Genomic DNA, 25,865 nt, shown 5'->3' with positions numbered 1-25,865 from the left:
CGCAGTGCTCCCTCCGAAGTCGACTGATCCCAGATAAGCACACGGCCGCCCCGGCTGTCATGTCTTTGCGGCCAGTGAGAAAGTGACCGTCATGAGCGGTCTGGACTTCCTTCCCAGCGACCAGCGACGCCTGTTCATCGGGGGTCAGTGGAGCGACGCCGAGGGGGGCGCCACGTTCGACGTGCTCGACCCCGCCGACGGGTCCGTGCTCTGCCAGGTCGCCGACGCGGCGGTGGCCGATGCCGAGCGCGCGCTCGAGGCGGCGGTGGCGGCGCAGGACGCCTGGGCGCGTACGCCGGCCCGCGAGCGCGGCGAGATCCTGCGGCGGGCCTTCGAGCTGGTGGCCGAGCGCAGCGGCCAGTTCGCGGAGCTGATGAGCCTCGAGATGGGCAAGACGCTCAAGGAGGCCGCCGGCGAGGTGACCTACGGCAACGAGTTCCTGCGCTGGTTCTCTGAGGAGGCGGTGCGGATCCACGGCCGGTGGATGCAGGCGCCCGCGGGTGGCAGCCGGCTGCTCACGATCAAGAAGCCGGTGGGCCCGTGCCTCTTCGTCACGCCATGGAACTTCCCGCTCGCGATGGGCACCCGCAAGATCGGCCCGGCGGTCGCGGCCGGCTGCACGATGGTGGTCAAGCCGGCCCAGCAGACGCCGCTGACGATGCTAGCCCTCGCGGCGACGTTCGCCGAGGCCGGCCTGCCCGACGGCGTGCTCAACATCGTCACCACGACCCACGCCGGCGACGTCAGCTCGGCGATCATGGGCGACCCGCGGCTGCGCAAGGTCAGCTTCACCGGCTCGACGGGCATCGGCAAGCAGCTCGTGAAGCAGGCGGCCGACCAGCTCCAGCGGGTCAGCATGGAGCTCGGCGGCAACGCGCCGTTCGTGGTCTTCGAGGACGCCGACGTCGACGCGGCCGTCGACGGCGCGATGCTCGCCAAGATGCGCAACATGGGTGAGGCGTGCACGGCCGCCAACCGGTTCCTCGTGCACTCGAGCGTGTCCGACGAGTTCGCCAAGAAGCTCGCCGACCGGATGGGCGCGCTCACCCTCGGCCGCGGCCAGGACGACAGCACCGACGTCGGGCCGCTCATCGACGAGAAGGCGGTCGACTCGGTGAGCAGGCTCGTCGACGGCGCGGTCTCGGCCGGCGCCTCGGTGGTGGTGGGCGGCCAGGCGCACGGCGGCCCGGGCTACTTCTACCCGCCGACGGTGCTGGTCGACGTCCCCCACGACGCCGAGATCAACCGCGAGGAGATCTTCGGCCCGGTCGCGCCGATCACGACGTTCGAGACCGAGGACGAGGCGGTCGCGAAGGCCAACGACACCGAGTACGGCCTCTCGTCCTACGTCTACACCCGCGACCTGCAGCGCACGATCCGCCTGGCCGAGGCCCTCGACTTCGGCATGGTCGGCGTCAACACCGGTCTGGTCTCCAACCCCGCCGCGCCGTTCGGTGGCGTCAAGGCCAGCGGCTTCGGCCGCGAGGGCGGCTTCGAGGGCATCGAGGAGTACCTCGACACGACGTACGTCGCGCTGGCGGTCGACTGAGTCCCACTGGCACCACGGGTCACGCGTTTCACCGGGTACCCGGTGAAACTGCCGCTGACCGCATGGAACTCCACACGGACAGCTCCAGTTTCACCGGGTACCCGGTGAAACTGCCCCCGGTCAGCTCGACGCCCCGGCCTGATCAGGCTTCTTGGCGGCAGCCGCACGTACGGCGGGAGGGCCCGGCTCTTCGTCGTCGCCGCCCAGCGCGCCGCCGACGCCCTTCTTGATCATCGACTCCAGGTCGATGCCGGTGGCGGTCTTGAGCATGTTCAGCGTCTGCACGACGTTGTCGGTGACCTGCTTCGGCAGCGCGCCGGCGCCGTCGGTCGACAGCACCGTGAGCGTGTCGATCGCGGAGATCGGCGCGGCGACCTCCTTGGCGATCTGGGGCAGCACCTGCACCAGCATCTGCAGCACCGCGGCGTCGTTGTAGTGCGCGAACGCCGAGGCCCGCTTGTCCATGGCCTCGGCCTCGGCCTGGCCGACGGCGAGCGTCGCGGCGGCGGTGGCCTCACCCTCGGCGCGGGTCGCGTCGGCCTCGGCCGTACGCCGCGCCTTCTCGGCCTCACCGCGCTTGGCGCCCTCGATCGCCTCGGCCTCCGCGAGCGCGGAGCGCTTCGCCTTCTCCGCCTCACCCGACAGCCGTGCCTTCTCGGCGTCGGCCTCGGCGGCCGCGATCGTCGCGGCCTTGCGCGCCTCGGCGGCGGCGATCTCGGCGGAACGGGAGGCCTCGGCCTCCTGCTCCACCTTGTAGCGCGCCGCGTCGGCCGGCTTGCGGACCTCGGTCTCGAGCTGGCGCTCGGTCAGCGCCGCCTGGCGTACGGCGACCTTCTCCTGCTCGGTGAGGATCGCCTGGTCTCGGTCGGCCTGCGCCAGCGGCCCGGCGGCGTTCGCCTGCGCGGCCGCCGCGTCGGTCTCGGCCTTGATCTCGGCCTGCTTGAGGGCCAGCGTCCGCTGGGCGATCGCGATCTCCTGCTCGGCGGCGATCGAGGCCTGCTCGGCGGCCTGCCGCGCGTTGGCCTCGGCGATGCGGGCCTGCTGCCCGACCCGCGCCGCCTCGGGGCGACCGAGGTCGGCGAGGTAGGTGCCGTCGTCGGTGACGTCCTGGATCTGGAAGGTGTCGAGGATCAGGCCCTGCCCGGTCAGCGAGGTCTCCGACTCGTCGGCCACCCGCTGGGCGAACGCCGCGCGGTCGCGGATGATCTGCTCGACCGTGAGCGAGCCGACGATCGAGCGCAGCGCGCCGGCGAGCACCTCCTGCGTGAACGGCTCGACGTCCGCCTGCTGGCTGAGGAACCGCTGGGCCGCCAGCCGGATCTGGTCGGCGTTGCCGCCGACCTTGACGATCGCGACACCGTCGACGTTCAGCTTGATGCCCTGCCCGGACACCGCGCCGCGGATCTGCACCGAGATCCGGCGGCTGGAGAGGTCCATCGTCGCGAGCTTCTGCACGAACGGGATCACGAACGTCCCGCCGCCCAGGATGACCTTCTGCCCGGACAGGTCGGTGGTCAGCGCGCCGGTCTCGGGATTGAGCACCGCCTTGCCCTTGCGGCCGGTGACGATGAAGGCCTGGTTGGGGCCGGCCACCTTGTAGCGGCTGGTGACGAGCAGCACCAGCAGGACGACGAGAACGGCGAGTCCGGCGAGCGGGATCAGCATCGGGATTCCTTCATGTGGGAAGCGGTACGACGATTCACGACGGCAGTTCGTTCCAGACCGGTGACACCTGCACCGCGGTGGGCGAGAGGATCTCGGTCACGTGCACCTCGGTGCCGGGCTCGACCGGGCGGTCCGCCTTCGCGTTCAGCTGCACGCTGTGGCCACCGATCATCAGCCGGACGCTGCCGTAGCCGTCGGCCGGGATGGCGCTGATGACCCGGCCCGAGCGACCGAGCGCGTCGTCGGAGGACAGCGTGCCGTCGCTCCCGCCGTCCTTGACCAGCTTGGTCAGCCCCCACGCCAGCCAGCCCACGACCACGCCGGCGCCGACGCCCACCGGCACCGACACGACGGCCGGCGCGCCGAGGCCCTGCATGAGCGCCGCGCCGAAGCCGAACGCCGAGACGAACCCGCCGAGCACGGCGCTGGAGAAGACGTCGCCCGCGAGCGCGTCGAACACGCCGTCGAAGAGGTCGCCCAGCACCAGCGAGACCCCGACCAGCACGAGCCCGACGATGCCGATGACCAAGAATGTCGTCATGGGAACTGGCTCCGTCCGTCCGGGGAGCAGAGCCTAACCGCAGCCAGGGAGGTGGCAGCGTGGAGCCGTACGCCGGGGTGCGCGAGCAGTACCTACGCTTCGCCGACGAGGCGAGCGAGGACTCGCCGTGCTTCGTGGAGTGGGGCGAGGGCGTCGCCGCCGATCCCGAGGTGCTCGCCTGGGTCGACGAGCTGCCGGGGCTGAAGAAGCAGCCCAACCTGGTGTTCGCCGCCGCGCGGTGGCACGGCGTTCCGGCGCCCGGGCCGTACGCCGGACTGCGGTCGGCGCTGCTCTCCGACGACGGCACGATCCGCACCACGATCCTCGAGCGGTCGACGCAGACCAACGAGGTCGGACGGCTCGCCACCCTCCTGCCGGCGTTCGGACTCGCCGTGCCGGCCGGCCCGGTGGCCCTGCTGGAGGTCGGCGCCAGCGCTGGCCTCAACCTGTTCCCCGACCGGTGGGGCTACCGGTGGACCACCGCGGACGGCGACGTCGCGCTCGGGCCCGAGCCCCGCCTCGGCTGCGCGGTCACCGGGCCGGCGCCGCTGCCCCGCGCCCTGCCGGAGGTCGCCTGGCGGGGCGGCATCGACCTGCACCCGCTCGACGTCACCGACGGCGACGCGATGGCGTGGCTGGAGACGCTGGTCTGGCCCGAGCAGGACGCGCGCCGCGCCCGCCTGGCACACGCGGTCGAGGTCGCCCGGGCCGACCCGCCGCGGCTCGTGACCTGCGACCTGCTCGACGCGCTGCCGGCGCTCGTGGCGGAGGCGGGCGGCCACGGCACCGTGGTCGTGTTCCACAGCGCGGTCGCGGCGTACCTCCCCCTGCCCGACCGCGAGCGGATGCTCGAGCTGATGCGCGGTCTGGTCGCCGACGGCTGCCACTGGGTGAGCAACGAGGCCCCGGGCATCTTCCCGGCGGTCACCGCGACCGGGCCGCCGTCGACGCCGCGGCGGTTCGAGCTCGCCCTCGACGGCCGGGTCGTCGCGCACACGCACGGGCACGGTCACGACCTGCGCTGGTGGTGACCGGGCTTGACCTCGACGGCGGCCGACGAGGTCAGCTGACCGATGAATTCGGTCGAGGTCGTCGGTCCTGACCGGCAGACTCGGGGGCGGACCAGGAGGATCGATGAGCAGGACCTTGCCGCGGGCGCTGACGCCGTTCCGCCACGCCGCCTACCGGCGGCTGGCGGTCGCGCTCACGCTCTCGACGTTCGCCTCCGGCGTCTGGGTGGTCGCGCTGGTCTGGGAGGTGATCCGGATCGACGGTGGTCCGGCGCAGCTCTCGGTCGTCTCGACCGCGGGCGCCGTCGGTGTCCTGCTGCCGGCGCTGCTGGCCGGGGTGGTCGCCGACCGCGTCCCCCAGAAGCTGATCCTGCTCGTCGTCGCGGCGGTCGAGCTGGCGGGCATGAGCCTCGTCGCCGCCCTGTCGGTCACCGACCACACCGCGCTGTGGCACCTCGCGGGCGTCTCGTTCGTGACCGGCATGGGCATGGCGTTCTACTACCCCGCCTACTCCGCGTGGCTGCCGGCGCTCGTCCCCGAGTCCGACCTGATGGCCGTCAACGGCTTCGAGGGCATGGTGCGGCCGACCGTCGGGCAGGCGATCGGCCCGGCCGTCGCCGGTGTCGTCGTCGGCGCGGTCTCGCCGGGCGCGGCGGTCGCGGTGGCGGCGACCTGCTCCCTCCTCGGCCTCGTCGCGCTGTCGGTGGTCCCGCTCACCGCGGTCCGGCGCGAGTTCGACGCCGCCGCCGAGCCGCAGCACCCGGTCCGCTCCGCCCTCGCCGACATGCGCGAGGGCTGGAGCTACATGCTCCGCACGCCGTGGCTGCTCGCGACGCTGCTGTTCGCCTCGCTGATGATCCTGGTGATGATGGGCCCGCTCGAGGTGCTCGTCCCGTTCCTCATCAAGGACCGGCTCGGCGGCGGCCCGCACGACCACGCGTGGGTGCTCGCGGCGTTCGGCATCGGCGGCGCCGCGGGCTCGCTCACGATGGCGTCGTTCCCCATGCCGCGCCGCTACCTCACGATCATGAACGTCATGTTCGGCGTCGGCTGCCTCCCGCTGCTGGCGATGGGCCTGTCCAACGCCGTCTGGCAGCTGGTCGTCGCGGCGTTCGTGTCGGGCGCGCTCTTCTCCGCGCCGATGGTCATCTGGGGCACGCTCCTCCAGCGCCGGGTGCCGCCGCACATGCTGGGCCGGGTCGCCTCGCTCGACTTCTTCGTCTCGGTCAGCCTGATGCCGGTCTCGATGGCGCTGGCCGGACCGGTCTCCGAGGCGATCGGCCTGCGGCCGACCTTCGCCATCGCCGGCATCGCGCCAGTGGTCTTCGCGGTCGTCGCGATCGTCTGGGCCAGGCTCCCGCAGGACGAGCTCGCCCACCCGCTGCGCGACGACAACCAGTCGATCGCGGACGAGCCGACGGACGAGCCGACGGGGGAGCCCGACGACGCGACGAGCGTCCCTGCCTAGGCCATGGCCTAGCTCTCCAGGGCGGCGAGCACCTCGGCGTTGTGCCGGTGGCCGACGGTCTCGTAGCCGACCACGGTCACCCACGGCACCAGCGCGAGCACGGCCAGGCACCACACCATGTCGACGTCGGCGGCGGCCATCACCACCGGCAGCACGAGCAGCACGGCGGTGACGACGATGAGCACGACGTGGAACGGATCGAGCGACCGCGTCAGCGTGGAGTAGAGCGCGTAGAAGCAGACGGCGTAGACCGCCAGCGGGACCGCGACGGCGAGCACGGTCCCCGTGGCGTCGAGGTGCGTCTCGTCCTCGAGGTAGTACGCCGCGGCGTGCAGCCCGGCGCCGATGGCGACGACGGCCCCGAAGACCGGCAGGTGGCCGTAGCCCCAGCCGAACGAGCGCTCGCGGTGCGCCGCGAGGAGGTGGCCGGACGGCACCACGAAGTAGGTCCACCAGACCCCGAAGGTCAGCGCGGTCCCGGCCAGCCCGAGCACGGCGATGTCGACCGTCCACCCGTCGTGGACCAGCGCCGCGAGGGCGGCGTTCGTGCCGAGCAGCCCCTCGCCCAGGCAGATGATCACCATGAGGCCGTAGCGCTCGGCGATGTGGTGGCCGTGCCAGGGCGTCCCGCCGTGCCGCTTCTCCGCGAGGAGCGGCCCGCCCACCTCGATGACGATCAGCAGGAGCACCACCACGACGGTCGGGCCCATCGCCGGGTTGGCCAGGAGCAGCAGCGCCCATCCGGCCTGGCCGACCACGAGCGTGGCGACCATCGTCGAGCACAGCGTGCGCCGCAAGGGGTCCTGCCGTCCGGCGCGCAGCCACTGGACGACCATCGGCAGCCGCATGACCACGTAGCCGGCGACCATCAGCCGGAGGTCGAGGTGGCCGTCGTGGTGGATCACCGACGCGAACATGTCGGGCAGCCCGAGGGCGAGCAGCAGCACGCCCACCATCTGCACCATCGTGGTCAGCCGGAACGGCCAGTCGTTGGTGTCGTACGCCGAGGCGAACCACGTGAAGTTGATCCACGCCCAGGTGACCGCGAACGTCGCGAGCAGGAACGCCAGCACGCCCTCTCGCACGTGGTCCTCGGCCAGGGCGTGGGCGAGCTGGTTGGACGCCGCACCGAACGCGATCACGAAGGTCAGGTCGAAGAGCAGCTCGAGAGGGGTCGACGCCCGGCCCGCCTCGTGGGGGTCGCGCCCGGCCATCCGGCGTACGGCGTGCTGCAGCTGCGCCACGCGCAGGAGTCTAGGGAAGTCCGTCGGTCAGACGGAGGCGCCGAGGGTCGAGGCCAGGCTGGACCGCGACGAGATGCCGAGCTTGCGGTAGACGTGCGAGAGGTGCCACTCCACCGCCTTGACCGTCACGACGAGCTCACCGGCGATCTGCCGGTTGGTGAGGCCGTCCGCCGCCATCCGGGCGACCCGGCGCTCGGAGACGGTGAGCGCGGCCATCGCCTCGGTCTGCACCTTGCGCGGCTGCTCGCCGAGCCGGTCGAGCAGGCGGCGTACCCGCCCCTGCAGCGGCCAGAGCTCCTGGCGACCCGCGTGCTCCTCGGCCGAGCGCAGCAGGGCCAGGGCCCGCTCCTCGGCGTCGGGCGCGTGGGTGAGCAGGAGCAGGCCGGCCAGGTCGGTGTCGATCTGGGCCGAGATCCGCTCCGCCGCGGTGCCGGCCAGGACGGCGCGGGCCCGCAGCAGGTGCTGGATCCGGTCGGGCCCGGCGTCGACCGCGGCGAGGGTGCGCAGCGCTCCGGCCATGGCGTACGGCGACCCGCCCCGGCGGGCCAGGTCGACGTGCTCGCGGGCCAGCTCACCGGCCGCGCGGGCGTTGCCGTTGCGCAGGTGGGCGAGGGCAGCGCCGGCGCGCCACGGCAGGACGTCGACGTCGGCGTCGGGTGCGAGCTGTCCGGCCTTCACGAAGTGCGTGACCGCCGCCTCGGCGTCCCCGAGCGCGGCGCAGACCTCCCCCTTCGCCAGGTGGGCCAGGGCGGCCGCGAGCCCGGTGCCGGCCAGGAGCGGGGTCAGCTCCTCGCCGAGCGTCATCGCGTTCGCCAGGTCACCGCGGGCCAGCCGGCAGTCGATCAGCGCACCGAGGAGGGCGGCCAGCTCGACGTCCGGCAGCGGCTCGGACGAGTCCGGACCGTGGGTGGAGTGCAGCGCCAGGAGCTGGTCGAGCCCCTCGCTCAGGGCGCCGGCGCGGACGCGCTCGATGGCGCTGACGAGCGACGGGACCCCAGGCATGGGAACAGGTTAGGAAGCGAGCCCCGGGTGCGCGGTCGGTTCGGTGCTATTGCCCCGTAGTGGTTCAGTCATGTGTACGGGTGTGCGCCCGGTCCACGACAGCAGCCGGACGTCGGGTGGCGCGTCGGGGCGGGCCGGCCGCGGCGCGGCGAACCGGCGGTCGCGGTCCGTGGCGTCGATGACGTGGTGCGCGACGGCCAGCAGGCCCTGAGCAAGGTCGGCCGGGATGCGGGTGCGGCGTCCGGTGGTCTGCCCGACGTCCCAGCCGTGCAGCGTGATCTCGAGCGCGGCCGTCGCCACGAGGGTCGGGGCGTCGAGCCCGAGGCCTCCGACCTCGACGGCCCCGGGCGCCGACCGCGCCGCCGCCCAGGCGCCGAGGAGCGCGCAGGCCTTCTCGCGCAGCGCGTCGACGCGGGTGCCGGTCGGCGGCACCGGCGCCACCTCGACGTGTCCCGCCGCCGCCTCGGTGAACGCGTCGAGCGCGTCCTCCATGTGGGCGAGCAGGTCGGCCAGCGACCACCCGGCGCACGGGGTGGGGCGGTCGAGGCCGTCGCAGCGCACGTCGGCGAGCACCACCCGCGTGTAGGCGAGGGAGCGGTCGAGCAGCTCGACGGCACCGTGGAGGGCCGCCGAGGTCGTCACCGCGAGTCCGCAAGCGATTCGTGTCCGAGCGGGACGTGGTCGCCGCGCGCCACCTCGGCCTCCGGCACCGGGTCGCCGGGCTTGTAGCCGGCCGGCAGCCGCGAGGGCATCCCGAAGGTGCGGAACAGCGCCGGGTCGAAGAACGCGCCGACGTGCGCGACCTTGCCGTCGCGGATGTCGAGGACCTGGAGGTGGAACGGCTCGAAGTCGCCCGCCTTGGTGCGCATGTAGAGGCCGAACGCCGGCTGGCCGTTGGCGCGGGTTTCGATCATGGGCATGTCGTTGATGCCGCCCGGGCACTGCGTGCTGATCAGGCGGCCGATGTTCTCGTTGCCGAGGTACCAGCTGGTGAACGGCGGCATCTCCCACGTCGCCTCGGCCTTGAGCAGCCGCACGATCGCGTCGATGTCCTTGCGCCAGAACGCGTCGACGTACTGGTCGAGCAGGATCCGCTGGCCGTCGTCGAGGCCGTCGTCGACGGTGTCGGCGGTCAGGCCGCGGCCGTCGAGCTGGGCGTGGGCGCGCTGGAGGGCGGAGTTGACGGCGGCGACCGTGGTGTCGAGGGCCTCGGCGACCTCGGCGGCCGACCAGCGCAGCACGTCGCGCAGGATCAGCACCGCGCGCTGGCGCGCGGGCAGGTGCTGGAGCGCCGCGACGAACGCGAGCCGGATCGAGTCGCGCTCGGCGACCACGACGGACGCGTCTGGGACCGGCTCGAGCCACGCGATCTCGTGGTTCTCCTCGAGCGCGTCGCCGGCCATCTGGTCGGGCGTGCCGAGGCCGGCGGGCAGCGGCCGGCGCGGCTTGTTCTCCAGGTTGGTGAGGCAGACGTTGGTGGCGATGCGGTAGAGCCAGGTGCGGACCGACGACCGGCCCTGGAAGCTGGCGGATGCCTTCCACGCGCGCAGGAACGTCTCCTGCACGAGGTCCTCGGCCTCGTGGACCGAGCCGCTCATGCGGTAGCAGTGCGCGAGCAGCTCGCGTTGGTACCTCTCGGTCAACGTCGGGAAGTCGGACAGCTCCGCGGTGGGGTCGTCCTGCTGCGTTGACGTCAAAGGTCGCTCCTGAAGCGTGGTCACCACGGGTCTCCTGCCGCTCGCCAGTCTGCCGTCAGGTACGGACACCGGTCGAGGCGAAAACTCATCGGTGCGGGTTGAGTCGGGACTCCCGACTCAACGCCAGGGCCCGCTCGGCGGCGGGTACGGCGAGCACCCGGTCGGCCGGGATCAGCCCGATGCGGGTGCGGCGGTCGAGCAGGTCGTCGACGTCGGCGGCGCCCTCGTGGGTGACGCCGAAGACGAGCTCGGCCAGCGTGACCGGGACGCCGTCGGCGACCGGAGCCAGCGCCTCGGCCTCCGAGAGCCCGACGGCCAGCGCGGTGTCGAGCACCAGGGCGGCGTCGGTGCCGTACTTGCGCACCAGCCGCGCGGGCAGCTCCAGCCCCGCCAGGGTGACCCGGTCGGCCGCGCCGAGCAGCGGCAGCTCGCGGGTGCGGCACTCGCCGGCGTCCACCCCGGCGTGGTCGAGCGCGGCGTCGACGGCGTCCTCGGCCATCTTGCGGTAGGTCGTGAGCTTGCCGCCGACGATCGTGACGACGCCGGAGCCGCTCACCAGCGTCGCGTGCTTGCGCGAGAGGTCGGCGGTCTCGCCGCCCGGGCCGGCGTCGAGGAGCGGCCGGAGCCCGGCGTACGCGCCGACCACGTCGGAGCGGTGCAGCGGCCGCTCGAACGCCGCGGACACCACGTCGAGCAGGAAGCCGATCTCGGGCTCGGTCGGCTCGGGCACGTCGGGCACCGGGCCGTCGACCGGCTCGTCGGTGAGACCGACGTACGCCGTGCCGTCGGCCTGCGGGAGGACGAGCACGAAGCGGTTGGTCTCGCCCGGCACCGGCGCGAACACCGCGGCGCGCAGCCCGGGCACCGACTCCGCGCGCAGCACCAGGTGGGTGCCGCGGCTCGGTCGCAGCCTGATCTCGTCGACGAGGCCCGCGGCCCAGACGCCGGTGGCGTTGACCACCGTGCGTGCGGTGACCTCCAGCGTGCCGCCGGTCAGCTCGTCGCGCACGGTCACCGACGTGCCGGTCGCGGTCAGGACCCGCGCGTGGGTGCGGACCTCGGCGCCGTACGACGCCGCGGTCCGGGCCACGGTCGCCACGAGGCGTGCGTCGTCCTCGAGCTGGCCGTCCCAGCCGAGCATCGCGCCGCGCAGCCCCGCCTTGCGCAGCGGGGGAGCGAGCTGCAGCGCCTCGGTGGCCGAGACCTGGCGGGGCCGGGGGAGGGTGCCCTTGCTGGTGCGCGCGCCGCGGCGGAGCAGGTCTCCGCCGAGCAGCCCGCCGCGGATCACCCCGGCCTGGACCTTCGAGACCGCGTCGTTGAGCGGGATCAGCGTCGCCATCGCGTGGGTGAGGTGGGGCGCGGTGACCTCCATGAGGATGCCGCGCTCGACCGCGCTCTCGTGGGCGACGCCGACCTGGCCCGACGCGAGGTAGCGCAGGCCGCCGTGCACGAGCTTGGACGACCACCGCGAGGTGCCGAACGCGAGGTCGTGGGCGTCGACCGCCAGCACGGTCAGCCCGCGGGTGACGGCGTCGAGGGCGACCCCGGCGCCGGTGATGCCGAGGCCGACCACGACGACGTCGACCTCGGTCGGGGCGCCGGCGAGCCCGGGCGTGATCAGGCGACCGGTCGGCGTGGCGGTCACGGCTGCAGCGTCCGGGTGATGAGGGTCGCGAGCTCGTCGTCGAGCTCCTCCTCGGAGGCCTCGTCGTCGACCATCGTGTGCACGGAGAGCACGAACCCGTGGGCCGCGAGCAGCACCGCCCGAGCGATGGCGACGGGGTTGCCCCTCCTGATCTCGCCGGCCTCCTGGCCCTCCGCGACCGCCTCGGCGGTGAGGGCGAGGATCAGGTCCTGGGAGCGGCCGCGGCGCGAGAACAGGTAGGGGAGGATCAGCTCCGCGTCGAGCTCGACGATGCGGACGAACAGCTCGTTGTGCCGCAGCTGGCGGACGGTGCCGAGGATCGCGTCGGTGATGCGGCCGATGGCCGGTCCGTCCTGGGTGACCTGCCCGGTCACGACGCCGGCCCACTCGCGGGTCATCAGGTCGCCGAGCAGCGTCGGCATGTCGGCCCAGGTGCGGTAGATCGTCATCCGCGAGACGCCGGCCCGGCGGGCCACCTCGGTGAGCGTCGTACGCCGCCAGCCCACGTCGAGGATGCAGTCGCGGGCCGCGTCGAGGTAGGCGTCGCGAGGCTCACGCGCCGGTTCGTCCTCGACGGGATTGTGACGAAGTGACGACATATGTCACACTGTAACACATGACAGGACTGACGGAGCAGGTCGAGATGCACCCCCAGCGCTGGGGCGACCCCGCGGCGGCCACCGACCTGCCGGACTCGGCGCGGGGCCTGATCGAGCTGGCCTTCGGGCTCTCCGAGACGCCGGCCCTCGACGAGGTGGCGGTCCCTCCGTCCGCGATTCCTGACGAGCTGCTCGACCCGCTGCGCGGCGTCCTGGGCGAGGAGCACGTCCTCCTCGACGACGGGACCCGTCGCCTGCGGACCCGCGGCAAGTCGACGCCCGACCTGCTCCGCGCCCGCGCCGGCGACCTCTCCGACGCGCCCGACGCCGTCGTCCGCCCGGGCTCCCACGACGACGTCGCCGCCGTCCTCGCGTGGGCGGTCGAGCACCACGTGGCCGTGGTGCCGTTCGGCGGCGGCACCTGCGTGACCGGCGGTCTGGCCGCGCGCCGCGACGGGTTCGCCGGGCTGGTCTCGCTCGACCTGGTGCGCATGAAGCGGCTCGTCTCGGTCGACCACGAGTCGATGACGGCGGTGCTCGAGCCGGGGCTGCGCGGCCCCGAGGCCGAGGCGCTGCTCGCGGCGGAGGGCGTGCTGCTCGGCCACTACCCGCAGTCCTTCGAGTTCGCGACGATCGGCGGCTTCGCGGCCACCCGCTCGTCGGGGCAGTCGAGCGCCGGCTACGGCCGCTTCGACGCGCTGGTCGTCGGGCTCCGCGTCGCGACGCCGCGCGGCGAGGTGCGGCTCGGCTCCGCGCCCGCGAACGCCGCGGGCCCTGACCTGCGGCAGCTCTTCCTCGGCTCGGAGGGCGCGTTCGGCGTGATCACCGATGTCACGGTCCGGGTCCGGCCGCTGCCGGACGTCCAGGCCTACGAGGGCTGGCGGTGGGAGTCGTTCGCCGCCGGGGCGGACGCGATGCGCACCCTCGCCCAGGCCGGGATGCTGCCGACGGTGCTCCGCCTCTCCGACGAGGCCGAGACCGCGATCAACCTGGCCCGTCCCGACGAGATCGGCGGCGCCTCCTCCGGTGGCTGCCTGATGATCACCGGCTACGAGGGCACGCCCGCCGCGGTCGAGGCCAAGCGCGCCGCGGTCACCGAGCTGCTCACGGGCCTGGGCGGCGCGCCGGTGGGCGAGGCGGCCGGGGAGGCGTGGGCACACGGGCGGTTCCACGCGCCGTACCTCCGCGACTCGCTGCTCGACGTCGGCGTGCTGGTCGAGACGCTCGAGACGGCGACGTTCTGGTCCCACCGCGAGGCGCTCTACACCGGGGTCAAGACCGCGCTCGAGCAGGCGCTCGGCGAGGGGACGCTGGTCCTCTGCCACATCTCGCACGTCTACGAGACCGGGTGCTCGCTCTACTTCACGGTCGCGACCAAGGGGGCGGCCGAGCCGCTGCCGCAGTGGCTGGCCGCGAAGGCCGCCGCCAACGACGCGATCGTCGCCGCCGGCGCGACGATCACCCACCACCACGCGGTCGGCACCGACCACAAGCCGTGGCTGGTCCACGAGATCGGCGAGCTCGGCGCGTCCGTGCTGCGTGCGGTGAAGGCCGACCTCGACCCGACCGGCGTGCTCAACCCGGGGGTGCTCGTCCCGTGAGGTCGTTCACCTTCCTGGTCAACCCCGCCTCCGGCGGCGGTGCGGCTCCGGCCGCGGTGGTGCCGGTGGCGCGGATCCTGCGCGACCACGGTGCCTCGGTCGACGTGACCTACTCCCCGGGCCCGAGGGCCATGGGCGCGCTCGTCGCGGCGGCGGTGAAGAAGGGCGACGTGGTGGTCTCGGTCGGCGGCGACGGCATGCTGTCCTCGCTCGCCGGCCTGGTCTCCGCCGCGGGTGGCACGCTCGGCGTGGTGCCGGCCGGTCGCGGCAACGACTTCGCGCGGATGCTCGGGCTGCCGTCCGACCCGGCCTCGGTCGCCGCGCTCCTCCTCGACGGCGAGGTACGCGACGTCGACCTCGTCTGCCTCACGCTCCCGGGCGGGGAGCCGCGGCTGGTGGCCGGCTCGGTCTACTCCGGCGTCGACGCGCGCGCCGGCGAGATCGTCGACCGCTCGCAGTGGCTGCCGCGCAAGCTGCAGTACCCCTGGGCCGCGCTCCGCTCGCTCGCGACCTACTCGCCCGCCCGCTACGTCGTCTCGGTCGACGGCGTCGAGTCGTCGTACGACGCCGCGAACGTCGTGGTCGCCAACTCCGCCTACTACGGCTCCGGCATGAAGATCGCGCCCGCCGCCGCGGTCTCCGACGGCATCCTCGACGTCGTCGTGATCGAGGCGGCCTCCAAGCTGGCGCTGATGCGGTCGCTGCCCAAGGTCTACGACGGCGGCCACGTGTCGCTGCCCGAAGTCACCGTGCTGACCGGCGCGCGCGTCGAGCTGCGCGCCACCGGCGTGCGGCCGGTCCCCGTCGGCGGTGACGGCGAGCCGCTGGGTCAGCTGCCGCCGCTGACCGGCGCGCCCGCGGTCGTCGAGGTCCGCCCCGGCGCGCTGTCCGTGATCGCCTGAGTCCCGGGCGTCCCCTCCTCAGGCGGCGAACGACCACACCAGCAGGTCCGTGGGCACGCCGGCGGTCAGCTCGGTGTCGGGCTCGTCGGTGAAGAGGAACGCGTCGCCCTCGTGGAGCGGCTCGGCGAGCGAGGAGCGCAGCAGCGCGCCGCGAGCGACGTAGACGTGGGTGCGGGGGCCGGACGGGATCACGACGCTCTGGTGGTCGCCGAGCCGGACCACCGAGAGGACCGCGCCCGGCTCGGGCTCGGCGACGCGGACCAGCGTGCCCGGGGTCAGCTCCGGCGTCAGGACGTCGTACGTCGGCGCGCTCGGCCCGGCCTCGTCGGAGGCCGCCAGCCAGACCTGCACGAACCGCGTCTGCGGCGCGGCCGCCACCTCGGCGTGGGTGACGCCCCGCCCGGTGCGGAGGACGGCCACCTGACCCGGCTCGACGCGGGCGGCTCCGGTCGGGCCGTCGTGGTCGAGCGCGCCGGAGACCACCCAGGTCACGATGGACAGGTCGGCGTGCTCGTGCGGCGCGAACCCCTCGCCGACCCGCAGCAGGTGGTCGTCGTGGCAGACCATCGGCCCGAACCGCACGTGGTCGGCGTCGTAGGACGACCCGAACGAGAACGCGTGCAGGGTGAGCCGCCCCGGCAGCCTTTCCACGAATCGGTCGGTTCCCCGGCGGATCTCGACAGCCACGTGACAGATTGTGCCCGTGGGGGAGTCACAGGCCGAAGGCATGCCCCGGTTCCCACCGGGCTTCCGGTTCGGCACCAGCACTGCGGCGTACCAGATCGAGGGCGCCGTCAGCAGCGACGGCAAGGGCCCGAGCATCTGGGACACCTTCACCGCCAAGCCGGGCTCGATCGTCGACGGCTCGTCGGGCGCGCAGGCGTGCGACCACTACCACCGCTACTCCGAGGACGTCGCCCTGATGGCGGAGCTCGGGGCCAACGCCTACCGCTTCTCGATCTCCTGGCCGCGCATCCAGCCCTCCGGCAAGGGCCGCCCCAGCCCCAAGGGCCTCGCGTTCTACGACCGGCTCATCGACGAGCTGCTCGAGGCCGGCGTGAACCCGATGGTGACGCTCTACCACTGGGACCTGCCCCAGGCGCTCGAGGACGACGGCGGCTGGCTCAACCGGGCCACCATCGACGCGTTCGCGGACTACGCCGCCATCGTCGGTGAGCGCTTCGGCGACCGGGTCGAGCACTGGGTGCCGATCAACGAGCCGAACGTCGTCACGATCATGGGCTACGCGATCGGCATGCACGCCCCCGGTCGCGCCCTGCTCTTCGAGGCGCTGCCGGCCGCGCACCACCTGCTCCTCGCGCACGGGCGCGCGGCGATCGCGCTGCGCGAGTCCGTCCGCGGCCGGATCCCGAGCATCGGCTGCGCCAACAACCACGCGCCGATCTGGCCGGCCAGCGACGACGAGGCGGACGTCGGCGCGAGCAAGCTCTTCGACGGGCTCTGGAACGGACTGTTCATCGAGCCGATGCTCTTCGGCCGCTACCCCGAGGACTGCCTCCCGCTGGTCGAGGACGTCATCCTCGAGGGTGACCTCACCACGATCCGCCAGCCGCTCGACTTCTACGGCGTCAACTACTACAACCCGATGCGGGTCGCGGCGACCGACGAGGACGCCGAGATGCCCTTCGAGTTCCGCGAGGTCCTGGGCTACCCCGTCACCGACTTCGGGTGGCCGGTCGTGCCCGAGGCCCTGCGCGAGTGGCTGGTGATGACGCGTGCGAGGTTCCGCGCCGCGCTGCCGCCGTTGATGATCACCGAGTCGGGGTGCTCCTACAACATGGGTCCTGGCGAGGACGGCGTGGTTGACGACCAGCCCCGCATCGACTACCTGGAGTCGCACCTCAACGCCGTCGCCACCGCGATCCAGCGTGGCGTCGACGTGCGCGGCTACTACTGCTGGTCGCTCATGGACAACTTCGAGTGGGCGGAGGGCTACACCCAGCGCTTCGGCCTCGTCCACGTCGACTTCGAGACCCAGAAGCGCACGCCCAAGCGCTCCTTCGACTGGTACCGCCAGTTCATCGCGGCCCAGACGCAGCGGGTCGACTGACGTCATCCGAGCCCTCACTCCAACTCCCTGCTAAGACCAATTCAGCGCAATCGCACGGGTTCGGTCTTGTTTCACGCGTGAAACAAGACCGATTGGGCGCGATTGCGCTGAATTGGTCTTAGCGCGGCCCGGGCCCAGCGGCAGGGGCCAGGGCATACGAAGCAGCAGGCCTGCCGCCACTAGGCTGCCTCCCATGTCCGAGAGCAGGCGCCGCGTGGTGTTCGTGGTGGGCTCCGGGCGCAGCGGGACGTCGACGATGGCGGGCGCGCTGCAGGCGCTCGGCATGCACGTGCCGCAGCCGGAGGTGACCGCCGACGAGACGAACCCGAAGGGGTTCGCGGAGTCGAAGTGGGTCGTCGACCTGCACCACGAGCTGCTCCAGCGCTGCCACGTGCAGGTGTCCGACGCCCGGCCCTCGGCGTGGTTCGAGACCGGCAAGGCGAGCACGTCGGGCATCACCCGCGCCCGCCTGACCGAGTGGCTCGAGCCGCAGTTCAGGGAGGCAGTCGGCGAGGAGCCGGCGGTCGACGAGCTCGTGATCAAGGACCCGCGGCTCGCGTGGTTCCTCGGGCTCTGGAAGTCCGCGGCGCTCCGCACCGACGCGCAGCCGTCGTACGTCACGATGCTCCGCCACGTCACCGAGGTGGTCGGCAGCAAGCAGCGCTACTACGCGCCCGGCCAGACCGGGTCCGCGTTCAGCGAGGTGCAGCGCACCGCCGCCTGGGTCAACATGATGCTGCACACCGAGCGGGCCACCCGCGAGGGCACCCGCGCGTTCGTGAGGTACGACGACCTGCTCACCGACTGGACGGTGCCGGTGTTCCGGCTCGGCCAGGAGCTCGACCTCGAGGCGGTCAAGAGCGCGAGCGCCAACGACATCCGCAAGGTGCACCAGTTCATCGACCCCGACCTCAAGCGGGTGCGGACGACCTGGGACGACGTCGCGGTCCCGGCCCGGCTGCGCGAGCTCGCCGAGGAGACCTGGCGCGGGCTCAGCAAGCTCGCCGAGCCCGGAGGCGACACCCCCGACGTGCACGCCCTGCTCGACGAGGTCCGCGAGGCCTACGCGGCGTTCTACGACGAGGCCGAGGCGGTCGCGCAGTCGAGCGTCATCGCGGCCCGGCGCCAGGGCCGGCAGCAGGCGCTCGAGGAGCGACCACCCGCGGCGGACCCGTTCGACGTGCGCGTCCGCCGACGGCTCCGCCGGGCGCTGGGCTCGTGACCGAGCCCGACCCCGCCGACTTCCCCATCCGCTGGGCCTGGGAGGACGGCCCGCTCACGCCCGGCCTCACCTGCGTCTTCCGGGTCAAGAACGAGGCTCGCAACCTGCCGTGGGTGCTGCCGCCCATGTTCGACGCCGTCCAGCACGTCGTGCTGGTCGACAACGGCTCCGACGACGGCACCGCCGAGGTCGCCCAGCGCGTCGCCGAGGAGCTGGGCGCGACCTCGCGGTTCACGCTCGCCAGCTACCCGTTCCGGGTCGCGCGGGCGGGCGCGGAGCACCTCGAGACACCGCCGGACTCGGTGCACTCGCTGACCTACTTCTACAACTGGTCGTTCTCGCACGTGCGGACGTCGTACTCCATGAAGTGGGACGGCGACATGGTGCTCAGCGCCGAGGGCGTCGAGCTGCTGCGCGACCTCTCCTGGCAGCTCGAGGACTCCAACGCCGTGGTCGCGATCCCGCGGCACCCGATGTCGGTCGAGAGCGAGTCGGTGGCGTGGCTCGACCTCGGCTACCGCTTCCTCGAGCCGTGGGTCTACCCGATGGGGCCGGAGTTCACGTTCGTGAAGGCCTTCGAGTGGGAGGTCCGCGAGTTCCCGCCGACCAGCGAGCGCATCGTCGCCCCCGAGGGCATGTGCGTCGAGCTCAAGTGGCTCGACCAGGACGAGTTCGCGCACTGGAGCGACACCTCCTTCGACCCGGTCCGTACGCCGCGCAAGGCGCGCGAGCTCGAGGTCATGCGCGCGCTGCACGAGGGCCGGCCCGAGGACGTCGAGGGCCTCACCCGCATCGAGGCGCCGCCCGGCGTGCACGTCGTCGACCACGTCACCAAGCGCTGGATGCAGCTCGAGCCGCGACCGCTCACCCTGCGCCTCGAGCTGGCCGAGGCAGACCGGCCGGCCTCGAAGTGAGGGCGGCCTGATGGGTCCGGGTCCCGCCCTCGACGGCTTCGTGCAGGAGGCGCCGAAGTCGCACGTCGTCATCGGCCCCGACGGCGAGGTCGAGCGCGGCAGGTACGACCGCGTGGCCGTGACCGTCCGCGACCGCGGCGAGCTCCGCGCGCTGCGGGTGCCGAAGGGCGTGCGCACCGCCGCCCTGGCGGTCTGGCTCGACGAGGGGCGCTCGGCGCTCTCGCTCACCCCCCGCCCGGAGTGGCCGGCGCTGACGACGATCCGGTCGCGCGCCGTCGACGGCGGCTGGCTGACCGTGCTGCGGTTCGACGCAGCCGTGCCGGTGCACCGCGTCGTCGCCGAGCTCGGACGCCAGGCGGTCTGGCCCGACCACGCCGGGCAGCGCGGCGTGGTGCTGCCGGACGAGGCGACCGACAAGGTCCCCGCCGACCCGGTCGAGGTCACCGACCCCGACCCGGTGCTCGAGCTGGGCCCGCTCGACGAGCGGGTGCTGAACCCGATCGGCTTCGAGCGCGACGTCGACGGCCCGGTCGTCGACCTCTCCGAGCAGGACTGGGGCCGCGGCCCGACCGAGGCCCTGGTGCGCGGGCTGCGCCGGCACCTCGGCGTCCGGGTCGACCTGCCCGAGGAGACACCGCTGCGCACGGCGCGCGTGGTGGCGGGCCTGGCCATGGCCGGCGTGCCGTTGACCGCCGAACGCGTGGCGGGCCGGGTCGCCGCGCACCTCGGTCCCGACGTCACCGCCGCGATCACCGCGCGGGTCGACCTCGCCGACCCGCAGGCGCGCGAGGAGCACAGCCTCGTGCTGCGCCGGGCCGCGCTGACGGCGTACTCCTCGTTCGCCTGGCGAGCCAGGCTCGCCGCGATCGCTGGCGTTCGGGGTGCGGCGCAGCCGTCCGTGTCGGTGGTGCTAGCCACCCGCCGGCCCGACCTCCTCGAGCACGCGGTGGGACAGGTGACCCGCCAGCGCGGTGTCGCCCGTCTGGAGCTCGTGCTGGCCCCGCACGGCTTCGAGGTCGACGCTGCGCGACTGGCAGAGCTCGGAAATGACTCGACTGTCGAGCAAGTTCCGATGCCCGAGGACGCGGTCTTCGGTGACGTCCTGAACGTGGCGGCGGAGGCGGCCTCCGGTGACGTCGTGCTGAAGATGGACGACGACGACTGGTACGCCCCCGACGCCGTCGCCGACCTCCTGCTCGCCCGCGACTACAGCGGCGCCGAGCTGGTCGGCATGCCCGACGACGTCTACTACCTCGAGCCGACCGACGAGACGGTGAGGATCGGCCAGCCGAGCGAGGTCTACCGGCAGTTCGTGGCGGGCGGCACGCTCATGCTCGACCGGGGGCTGCTGCACGAGGTCGGCGGCTTCCGGTCCGTACGCCGCCACGTCGACGCCCAGCTGATCGCCGCGGTCCGCGCGGCCGGCGGCGCGACGTACCGCACCCACGGCCTCGGCTACGTGCTCCGGCGCACCGACACCGGCCACACCTGGCAGGCCGATCTCGACGAGCTGCGCTCGCGGGCCGCCGAGACCCGGCCCAGGTTCAGCCCTGGCCGGCTCATGGAGCTCGGTACCGGGTAGCGCGGCCTGGCCCTACGATCACGGTCATGCGCCTGCGTGCTGTCCTCGTCGCCCTGCCCCTGGTCCTCGTGCCGCTCGCGGCGTGCGCCCCCGCCGACGACAGCAGCGGGACGAGCGCCACGGACGACGGGACGACGTCCGCGCCGACCGAGGAGACGTCGGCGGCGGCGACCGACGAGCCCACGGAGGCGGGCGGCCTCTCGCCCGAGTGCGCCCCCGACCAGCTCACGTTGAACGCCGCGGGCCAGCTCACGATCGCGACCGACTCCCCCGCGTACGAGCCGTGGTTCGTCGACGACGACCCCACCAACGGCCAGGGCTTCGAGTCGGCGGTGGCGTACGCCGTGGCCGACAGGCTCGGGTTCACCCCCGACCAGGTCGAGTGGGTCACGGTCGGCTTCAACCAGTCCTACAAGCCCGGCGACAAGGACTTCGACTTCGACATCAACCAGATCTCGATCACGCCCGAGCGCGCGAAGGTCGTCGACTTCTCCGACGGCTACTACTCCGCCAGCCAGGCCGTGATCGCACTGAAGGACTCCCCGGTCGCCGGGGTCACCTCGGTCGCCGAGCTCGCCGACTTCAAGCTGGGCGCGCAGACCGGCACCACGTCGCTGACGGTGATCCGCGACGTCGTCGACCCGGCGAACGACCCGGCGGTCTTCGAGGACACCAACGCCGCCAAGCAGGCACTGCTCAACAACCAGGTGGACGCGATCATCGCCGACCTCCCGACCGCGTTCTACATCACGGCGGTGGAGATCCCGAAGGCCACGATCATCGGGCAGTTCGACGCCGCCGGCAGCGACCCCGAGCAGTTCGGGATGCTGTTCCAGAAGGGCAACCCGCTCGTCTCGTGCGTCAACGAGGCGCTGGCCGCGCTGGCGTCGGACGGCACCCTCGACCAGATCCAGCAGCAGTGGCTCTCGAGCGAGGTCGACGTCCCGGTCCTGCAGTGAGCGACTGGACGCCGAGCGAGCGCGAGCTCGAGCGCCGGGCCGTACGCCGTCGCCAGGCCACCCGGTCGACGGTGGTCGCCACCGGCGTCACGGTCCTGGTCTTCGGGCTGCTGGCGCTGGGCGTCGTGTCGTCGCCCGGGTGGCAGCGGGTCCACGAGACGTTCTTCGACGGGTTCCACGCGCGCGAGTCGTTCGACGCGATCCTCGACGGCTTCTGGATCAACGTGAAGCTGTTCATGATCTGCGAGCCGCTCATCCTCGTGCTGGCGCTCGCCATCGCGCTGGCCCGCAACGCGCGGGCCGCCTGGCTGACGCCGGTGCGGCTGCTGGCCGCGCTCTACACCGACGTGATCCGCGGCGTGCCGACCATCCTGCTGATCGTGCTGTTCGCCTTCGGCATGCCGGCGCTGCAGCTGGAGGGAGTGCCCAACAGCGCGCTCTTCTGGTGCGGCGTCGCGCTCGTCGTGTCCTACAGCGCGTACGTCGCCGAGGTGTTCCGGGCCGGCATCGACTCCATCCACCCCTCCCAGGTGCAGAGCGCGATCGCGCTGGGGCTGAGCCGCCCGCAGGCGCTGCGCCACGTCGTCGTGCCGCAGGCGGTGCGCCGCGTCGTACCCCCGCTGCTCAACGACTTCGTCTCGCTCCAGAAGGACACGGCGCTGGTGTCGTCGGCGGGCATCTTCGACGCGCTGTTCGCCGCGCGCGACTACGGCAACTTCAACTTCAACTACACGCCGCTCGTCGTGGTCGCGGCCTTCTTCGTGGTGATGACGGTGCCGCTGGCGCGCTTCTGCGACTGGCTCCAGCGGCGCTGGATGGAGCGCGAGCGGGCAGGTGCACTGTGACCACACCCCACGGGGACCCCGGAGAAGCACTGTGAGCGCCCCGCTCGTCGAGGTGACCGACCTGCGCAAGTCCTACGGCGACCGGGTCGTGCTCGCCGACATCGACCTGACGGTCCACCGCCACGACGTGGTCTGCCTGATCGGCTCGTCGGGGTCGGGCAAGTCGACGCTGCTGCGCTGCCTCAACCTGCTCGAGCAGATCGACGACGGCGTGATCCGCTTCGACGGCGAGGAGATCTCCGACCCGCGGGTCGACCCCCGCGCCGTGCGCCGCCGGATCGGGATGGTGTTCCAGGCCTACAACCTGTTCCCCCACCTGACCGTGCTCGACAACTGCGTGCTCGCGCCGGTGCGGGTGCACGGCGTCGCGCGAGCCGAGGCGGTCGAGCGGGCGCGCGAGCTGCTCGACCGGTTCGGCCTGAGCGAGCACGTCGACAAGCACCCCGACCGGCTCTCGGGAGGCCAGCAGCAGCGAGCCGCGCTCGTCCGCGCCCTGTGCACGCAGCCCGAGCTGCTCCTCCTCGACGAGATCACCGCGGCCCTCGACCCCGAGCTGGTCGGCGACGTGCTCACGATCGTCCGCGACCTGGCCGAGGCCGGGACCACGATGGTGCTCGCCACCCACGAGATGAGCTTCGCGCGCGACGTGGCGACCACGGTGTGCTTCCTCGACGGCGGCCGGATCCTGGAGCACGGGCCGCCGGCGAGCATCCTCGTCGCTCCGGAGCAGGAGCGGACCCGGCAGTTCCTGCGCCGGGTGCTGCCCGGCACGGGCTGACGGCAAGGGCTGGCCGGCCGACGTACCCTCGAGCGGTGCGTCCTCGACCCGCACTCCTTCTCGGAGCCCTCCTCGCCCCTGTCCTCCCGCTGCTCGCCGACACCCCGGCGCAGGCGGCCGGCACCCACATCATCTGCGTCAACCGGCCCGCCGACCCGGACTGTCCCGGCCCACAGCCCACGACGCTCCCGCTCGCCCTCCAGTCGGCGTACGCCGACGGCCAGGACAGCGTCATCCGGCTCGGGCCGGGCGTCTACGACGACGGTCCCTACGTATTCGACGACCGAGACCTGTCTCTCACGATCCAGGGCTCCAACAACGGCGCGGGCGACAACGCGACGCTGCTCAAGGGCGGCGCGGCGGCGCCGTACGCCACCGGCAACGGCATCACGATCCGCAACCTCCGCGTCGAGGTGAGCGGCTCGGGCGCCGAGGGCCTCGCACTCAGCGGCGGCTCGATCGCGCAGAACATCATCGTCGCCGACGACCCTGCGGCCATTGCGACCAACGCCACCGGCATCCGGGTCGACGGGTCCCGGGTCGAGAACTCGACGGTCAGCCTGTACCGCGGCGCCGGCGGCACCGGCGTCCGGCAGGAGGCGGGCCCGGCGGTCGTGTCGCGTCTCACGGTGCGCACCGCCGACGTCGGCGTCTCCGCGGAGGGCGGCGCCCTGGCCATCGACAACGCGGTGCTCAAGCTCGACGCCACGGCGCAGGCCGGCCTGCGGGCCGGCGCGGGCGCAGTCGTCGACGCGCGGCACCTGACCGTCGTCGGCGGCGCCGCCGGCGCGCGCGGTGTCGTCGCCAGCACGAACGGCGCCGCGGCCGCGCTGACGCTGGCCAACTCGATCGTGCGCGACTCCGTCGTCGCGGCGGACGGCGCGGCCGCGAGCGTGGTCGTGCACCACACCGACCTGAAGCCGCCGGTCGAGGAGGCGGGCGGCACGGTCACCGAGGGCGACGGCAACCTGGCGGACGTCGACCCGGCCTTCATCGACCCGTTGTACGCCGCCCCCGGCGGCGGCAACCTCGCGCTGCGCGCCGGCTCGCCGCTCGTCGACAAGGGTGACCCCCTGACCAGCACCACCGACGACAGGAACGGCGACGGGCGCGCCTTCGACGGCGACGGCAACGGCTCGCCGGTCCCCGACCTCGGCGCCTACGAGCTGCGCGACATCACGGCGCCGGTCACCACCTTCGTCGCCCGGCCACCGGCGGCGACGAACGACAACACGCCGGTCTTCCAGTTCCGCAGCGAGGCAGGTGCGCGGTTCGAGTGCCGGCTCGACGGCGGCGCGTTCCAGCCGTGCGCGAGCCCCACGACCACCTCGGCCCTCCCCGACGGTCCGCACTCCGTGACCGTGCGGGCCACCGACGAGGTCTACAACGTCGAGGCGAACCCGCCCACGGCGTCGTTCACGGTCGACACCGTCCGGCCCGACACCCTGCTCACGAAGAGGCCGCACAAGCGGTTCTTCCGTCCGAAGGTGAAGTTCAAGTTCACCTCGCACGAGGCAGGCGTCGCCTTCCAGTGCAAGGTCGACAAGCAGTCGTGGCGACCCTGCCGCTCGCCGTTCAGGTTCACCGTGAAGGTCGGCAAGCACCGGCTGCTGGTCCGCGCGGTCGACGCGGCGGGCAACGTCGACTCCTCGCCGGCGCGCTACAAGTTCAAGCGGCTCAAGCGGCACCGCTGAGGCACGCCCAGGCGGGTGGTGCCACCACCACGGTGGTCACGGCGACGCGGCTCCGGGTAGGTTCTGGTGATGGCGGTCTCGGGCGCGACATCTGAGCGGACCGTCGGCACGTCCCTGGTCGTGCTCGACGGCGTCAACAAGTGGTTCGGCGAGCTCCACGTCCTCAAGGACATCAACCTCACCGTCGCGCGCGGCGAGGTCGTGGTGGTCATCGGCCCCTCCGGCTCGGGCAAGTCCACGCTGTGCCGCGCGATCAACCGGTTGGAGACCGTCGACCAGGGCACGATCAGCCTCGACGGCCTGCCGCTGCCCCAGGAGGGCAAGGCGCTGGCCAACCTGCGCGCCGAGGTCGGCATGGTCTTCCAGAGCTTCAACCTCTTCGCCCACAAGACGATCCTCGAGAACGTCACCCTCGGGCCAGTCAAGGTCCGCGGGGTCAAGCCGGCCGAGGCAGAGGCCAGGGCGCGCGAGCTGCTCGACCGCGTCGGGGTCGGGCAGCAGGCGGGCAAGTACCCCGCCCAGCTGTCCGGGGGGCAGCAGCAGCGCGTCGCGATCGCCCGGGCCCTCGCCATGGAGCCGAAGGTGATGCTGTTCGACGAGCCCACCTCCGCACTCGACCCGGAGATGATCGCCGAGGTCCTCGACGTGATGGTCGACCTCGCCAGACGCGGCATGACGATGGTGGTGGTCACCCACGAGATGGGTTTCGCGCGCACCGCCGCCGACCGGGTGCTGTTCATGTCGGACGGCGCGATCGTCGAGGAGAACACCCCGGAGGAGTTCTTCACCAACCCGCGATCGGAGCGCGCCAAGGACTTCCTCGGCAAGATCCTCAGGCACTGAGGAGACAGATCTGCGCACGACTCATCTGAAGATC

Annotated in this window: 23 protein-coding genes; 14 read left to right on the top strand and 9 right to left on the bottom strand. The window is 72.8% G+C overall.

Features of this window, described 5'->3' with window-relative positions; all coding sequences use genetic code 11:
- Positions 1–91: 91 nt before the first annotated feature.
- Positions 92–1,549: an NAD-dependent succinate-semialdehyde dehydrogenase gene (locus G514_RS0123325; protein ID WP_028653713.1), complete on the top strand. Its 1,458-nt coding sequence runs from the start codon at positions 92–94 to the stop codon at positions 1,547–1,549.
- Between the two features lie 120 nt (positions 1,550–1,669).
- On the opposite strand, the gene G514_RS28615 is transcribed toward G514_RS0123325, so the two are convergent.
- Positions 1,670–3,214 (bottom strand): flotillin family protein, encoded by a 1,545-nt coding sequence (locus G514_RS28615; RefSeq protein WP_084152348.1) that lies wholly within the window; start codon positions 3,212–3,214, stop codon positions 1,670–1,672.
- A 34-nt stretch (positions 3,215–3,248) separates the two neighbouring features.
- Positions 3,249–3,755 carry an NfeD family protein gene (locus G514_RS0123315; RefSeq protein WP_028653712.1) on the bottom strand — a complete coding sequence of 169 codons (507 nt, stop codon included), beginning with the start codon at positions 3,753–3,755 and terminating at the stop codon, positions 3,249–3,251.
- A 59-nt stretch (positions 3,756–3,814) separates the two neighbouring features.
- On the opposite strand from G514_RS0123315, the gene G514_RS0123310 reads away from it, so the two are divergent.
- The gene (locus G514_RS0123310; RefSeq protein WP_028653711.1) at positions 3,815–4,786 is read left to right on the top strand and encodes a DUF2332 domain-containing protein; all 972 of its coding nucleotides are present in this window, start codon (positions 3,815–3,817) and stop codon (positions 4,784–4,786) included.
- 103 nt (positions 4,787–4,889) lie between these two features.
- Entirely contained in the window at positions 4,890–6,233 is a 1,344-nt protein-coding gene (locus G514_RS0123305; RefSeq protein WP_028653710.1) for an MFS transporter, read from the top strand.
- An 8-nt stretch (positions 6,234–6,241) separates the two neighbouring features.
- Here G514_RS0123305 and G514_RS0123300 read toward each other — a convergent pair whose 3' ends face one another.
- From G514_RS0123300 to G514_RS0123275, 6 genes are all read right to left on the bottom strand, one after another.
- The gene (locus tag G514_RS0123300) at positions 6,242–7,477 is read right to left on the bottom strand and encodes a low temperature requirement protein A (protein WP_245582319.1); all 1,236 of its coding nucleotides are present in this window, start codon (positions 7,475–7,477) and stop codon (positions 6,242–6,244) included.
- A 27-nt stretch (positions 7,478–7,504) separates the two neighbouring features.
- The gene (locus tag G514_RS0123295; protein WP_028653708.1) at positions 7,505–8,479 is read right to left on the bottom strand and encodes a helix-turn-helix transcriptional regulator; all 975 of its coding nucleotides are present in this window, start codon (positions 8,477–8,479) and stop codon (positions 7,505–7,507) included.
- A gap of 9 nt (positions 8,480–8,488) precedes the next feature.
- Positions 8,489–9,121, bottom strand: coding sequence for a TIGR03086 family metal-binding protein (locus G514_RS28610; RefSeq protein ID WP_051248167.1), 633 nt, complete (start codon positions 9,119–9,121; stop codon positions 8,489–8,491).
- Complete coding sequence (locus tag G514_RS28605; protein WP_245582318.1) at positions 9,118–10,176, bottom strand: sigma-70 family RNA polymerase sigma factor; 1,059 nt, start codon at positions 10,174–10,176, stop codon at positions 9,118–9,120. Before G514_RS28605 ends, G514_RS28610 begins: the two co-directional genes overlap by 4 nt.
- An 85-nt stretch (positions 10,177–10,261) precedes the next feature.
- Positions 10,262–11,821, bottom strand: a complete 1,560-nt coding sequence (locus G514_RS0123280; RefSeq protein WP_028653707.1) for a glycerol-3-phosphate dehydrogenase/oxidase — start codon at positions 11,819–11,821, stop codon at positions 10,262–10,264.
- Positions 11,818–12,420: a TetR/AcrR family transcriptional regulator gene (locus G514_RS0123275; protein WP_028653706.1), complete on the bottom strand. Its 603-nt coding sequence runs from the start codon at positions 12,418–12,420 to the stop codon at positions 11,818–11,820. Before G514_RS0123275 ends, G514_RS0123280 begins: the two co-directional genes overlap by 4 nt.
- A 17-nt stretch (positions 12,421–12,437) precedes the next feature.
- On the opposite strand from G514_RS0123275, the gene G514_RS0123270 reads away from it, so the two are divergent.
- Positions 12,438–14,021: an FAD-binding oxidoreductase gene (locus tag G514_RS0123270; protein WP_051248165.1), complete on the top strand. Its 1,584-nt coding sequence runs from the start codon at positions 12,438–12,440 to the stop codon at positions 14,019–14,021.
- Positions 14,018–14,923 carry a diacylglycerol/lipid kinase family protein gene (locus tag G514_RS0123265; RefSeq protein WP_028653704.1) on the top strand — a complete coding sequence of 302 codons (906 nt, stop codon included), beginning with the start codon at positions 14,018–14,020 and terminating at the stop codon, positions 14,921–14,923. The genes G514_RS0123270 and G514_RS0123265 overlap by 4 nt, the downstream gene beginning before the upstream one ends.
- Before the next feature lie 18 nt (positions 14,924–14,941).
- On the opposite strand, the gene G514_RS0123260 is transcribed toward G514_RS0123265, so the two are convergent.
- On the bottom strand, positions 14,942–15,610 hold the full coding sequence (locus G514_RS0123260; protein WP_169576561.1) for a pirin family protein: 669 nt from the start codon (positions 15,608–15,610) through the stop codon (positions 14,942–14,944).
- 40 nt (positions 15,611–15,650) lie between these two features.
- On the opposite strand from G514_RS0123260, the gene G514_RS0123255 reads away from it, so the two are divergent.
- The 9 genes from G514_RS0123255 to G514_RS0123215 all read left to right on the top strand — a co-directional run bounded on the left by G514_RS0123255 (position 15,651) and on the right by G514_RS0123215 (position 25,831).
- A complete protein-coding gene (locus G514_RS0123255) occupies positions 15,651–16,994 on the top strand; it encodes a GH1 family beta-glucosidase (RefSeq protein WP_028653702.1) in 1,344 nt (447 codons plus the stop codon).
- Between the two features lie 193 nt (positions 16,995–17,187).
- Positions 17,188–18,216 (top strand): sulfotransferase family protein, encoded by a 1,029-nt coding sequence (locus tag G514_RS0123250; protein ID WP_028653701.1) that lies wholly within the window; start codon positions 17,188–17,190, stop codon positions 18,214–18,216.
- Complete coding sequence (locus tag G514_RS28600; protein ID WP_051248164.1) at positions 18,213–19,130, top strand: glycosyltransferase family 2 protein; 918 nt, start codon at positions 18,213–18,215, stop codon at positions 19,128–19,130. Before G514_RS0123250 ends, G514_RS28600 begins: the two co-directional genes overlap by 4 nt.
- A gap of 10 nt (positions 19,131–19,140) precedes the next feature.
- Entirely contained in the window at positions 19,141–20,712 is a 1,572-nt protein-coding gene (locus tag G514_RS28595; protein ID WP_051248162.1) for a glycosyltransferase, read from the top strand.
- Positions 20,713–20,738: 26 nt separating this feature from the next.
- Positions 20,739–21,671 carry an ABC transporter substrate-binding protein gene (locus tag G514_RS0123235; RefSeq protein WP_028653700.1) on the top strand — a complete coding sequence of 311 codons (933 nt, stop codon included), beginning with the start codon at positions 20,739–20,741 and terminating at the stop codon, positions 21,669–21,671.
- On the top strand, positions 21,668–22,516 hold the full coding sequence (locus G514_RS0123230; RefSeq protein WP_028653699.1) for an amino acid ABC transporter permease: 849 nt from the start codon (positions 21,668–21,670) through the stop codon (positions 22,514–22,516). Before G514_RS0123235 ends, G514_RS0123230 begins: the two co-directional genes overlap by 4 nt.
- Positions 22,517–22,547: 31 nt before the next feature.
- On the top strand, positions 22,548–23,294 hold the full coding sequence (locus tag G514_RS0123225; protein ID WP_028653698.1) for an amino acid ABC transporter ATP-binding protein: 747 nt from the start codon (positions 22,548–22,550) through the stop codon (positions 23,292–23,294).
- A 35-nt stretch (positions 23,295–23,329) separates the two neighbouring features.
- Positions 23,330–24,988, top strand: coding sequence for an Ig-like domain-containing protein (locus G514_RS0123220; protein WP_028653697.1), 1,659 nt, complete (start codon positions 23,330–23,332; stop codon positions 24,986–24,988).
- A 69-nt stretch (positions 24,989–25,057) separates the two neighbouring features.
- Positions 25,058–25,831, top strand: a complete 774-nt coding sequence (locus G514_RS0123215) for an amino acid ABC transporter ATP-binding protein (protein ID WP_028653696.1) — start codon at positions 25,058–25,060, stop codon at positions 25,829–25,831.
- The last annotated feature ends 34 nt before the right edge of the window (positions 25,832–25,865 follow it).

This window comes from Nocardioides halotolerans DSM 19273, assembly GCF_000422805.1.
Taxonomy (GTDB): domain Bacteria; phylum Actinomycetota; class Actinomycetes; order Propionibacteriales; family Nocardioidaceae; genus Nocardioides; species Nocardioides halotolerans.
Note: the sequence above shows the minus strand (reverse complement) of the source record. Positions and strands in the feature narration are given on the sequence as shown.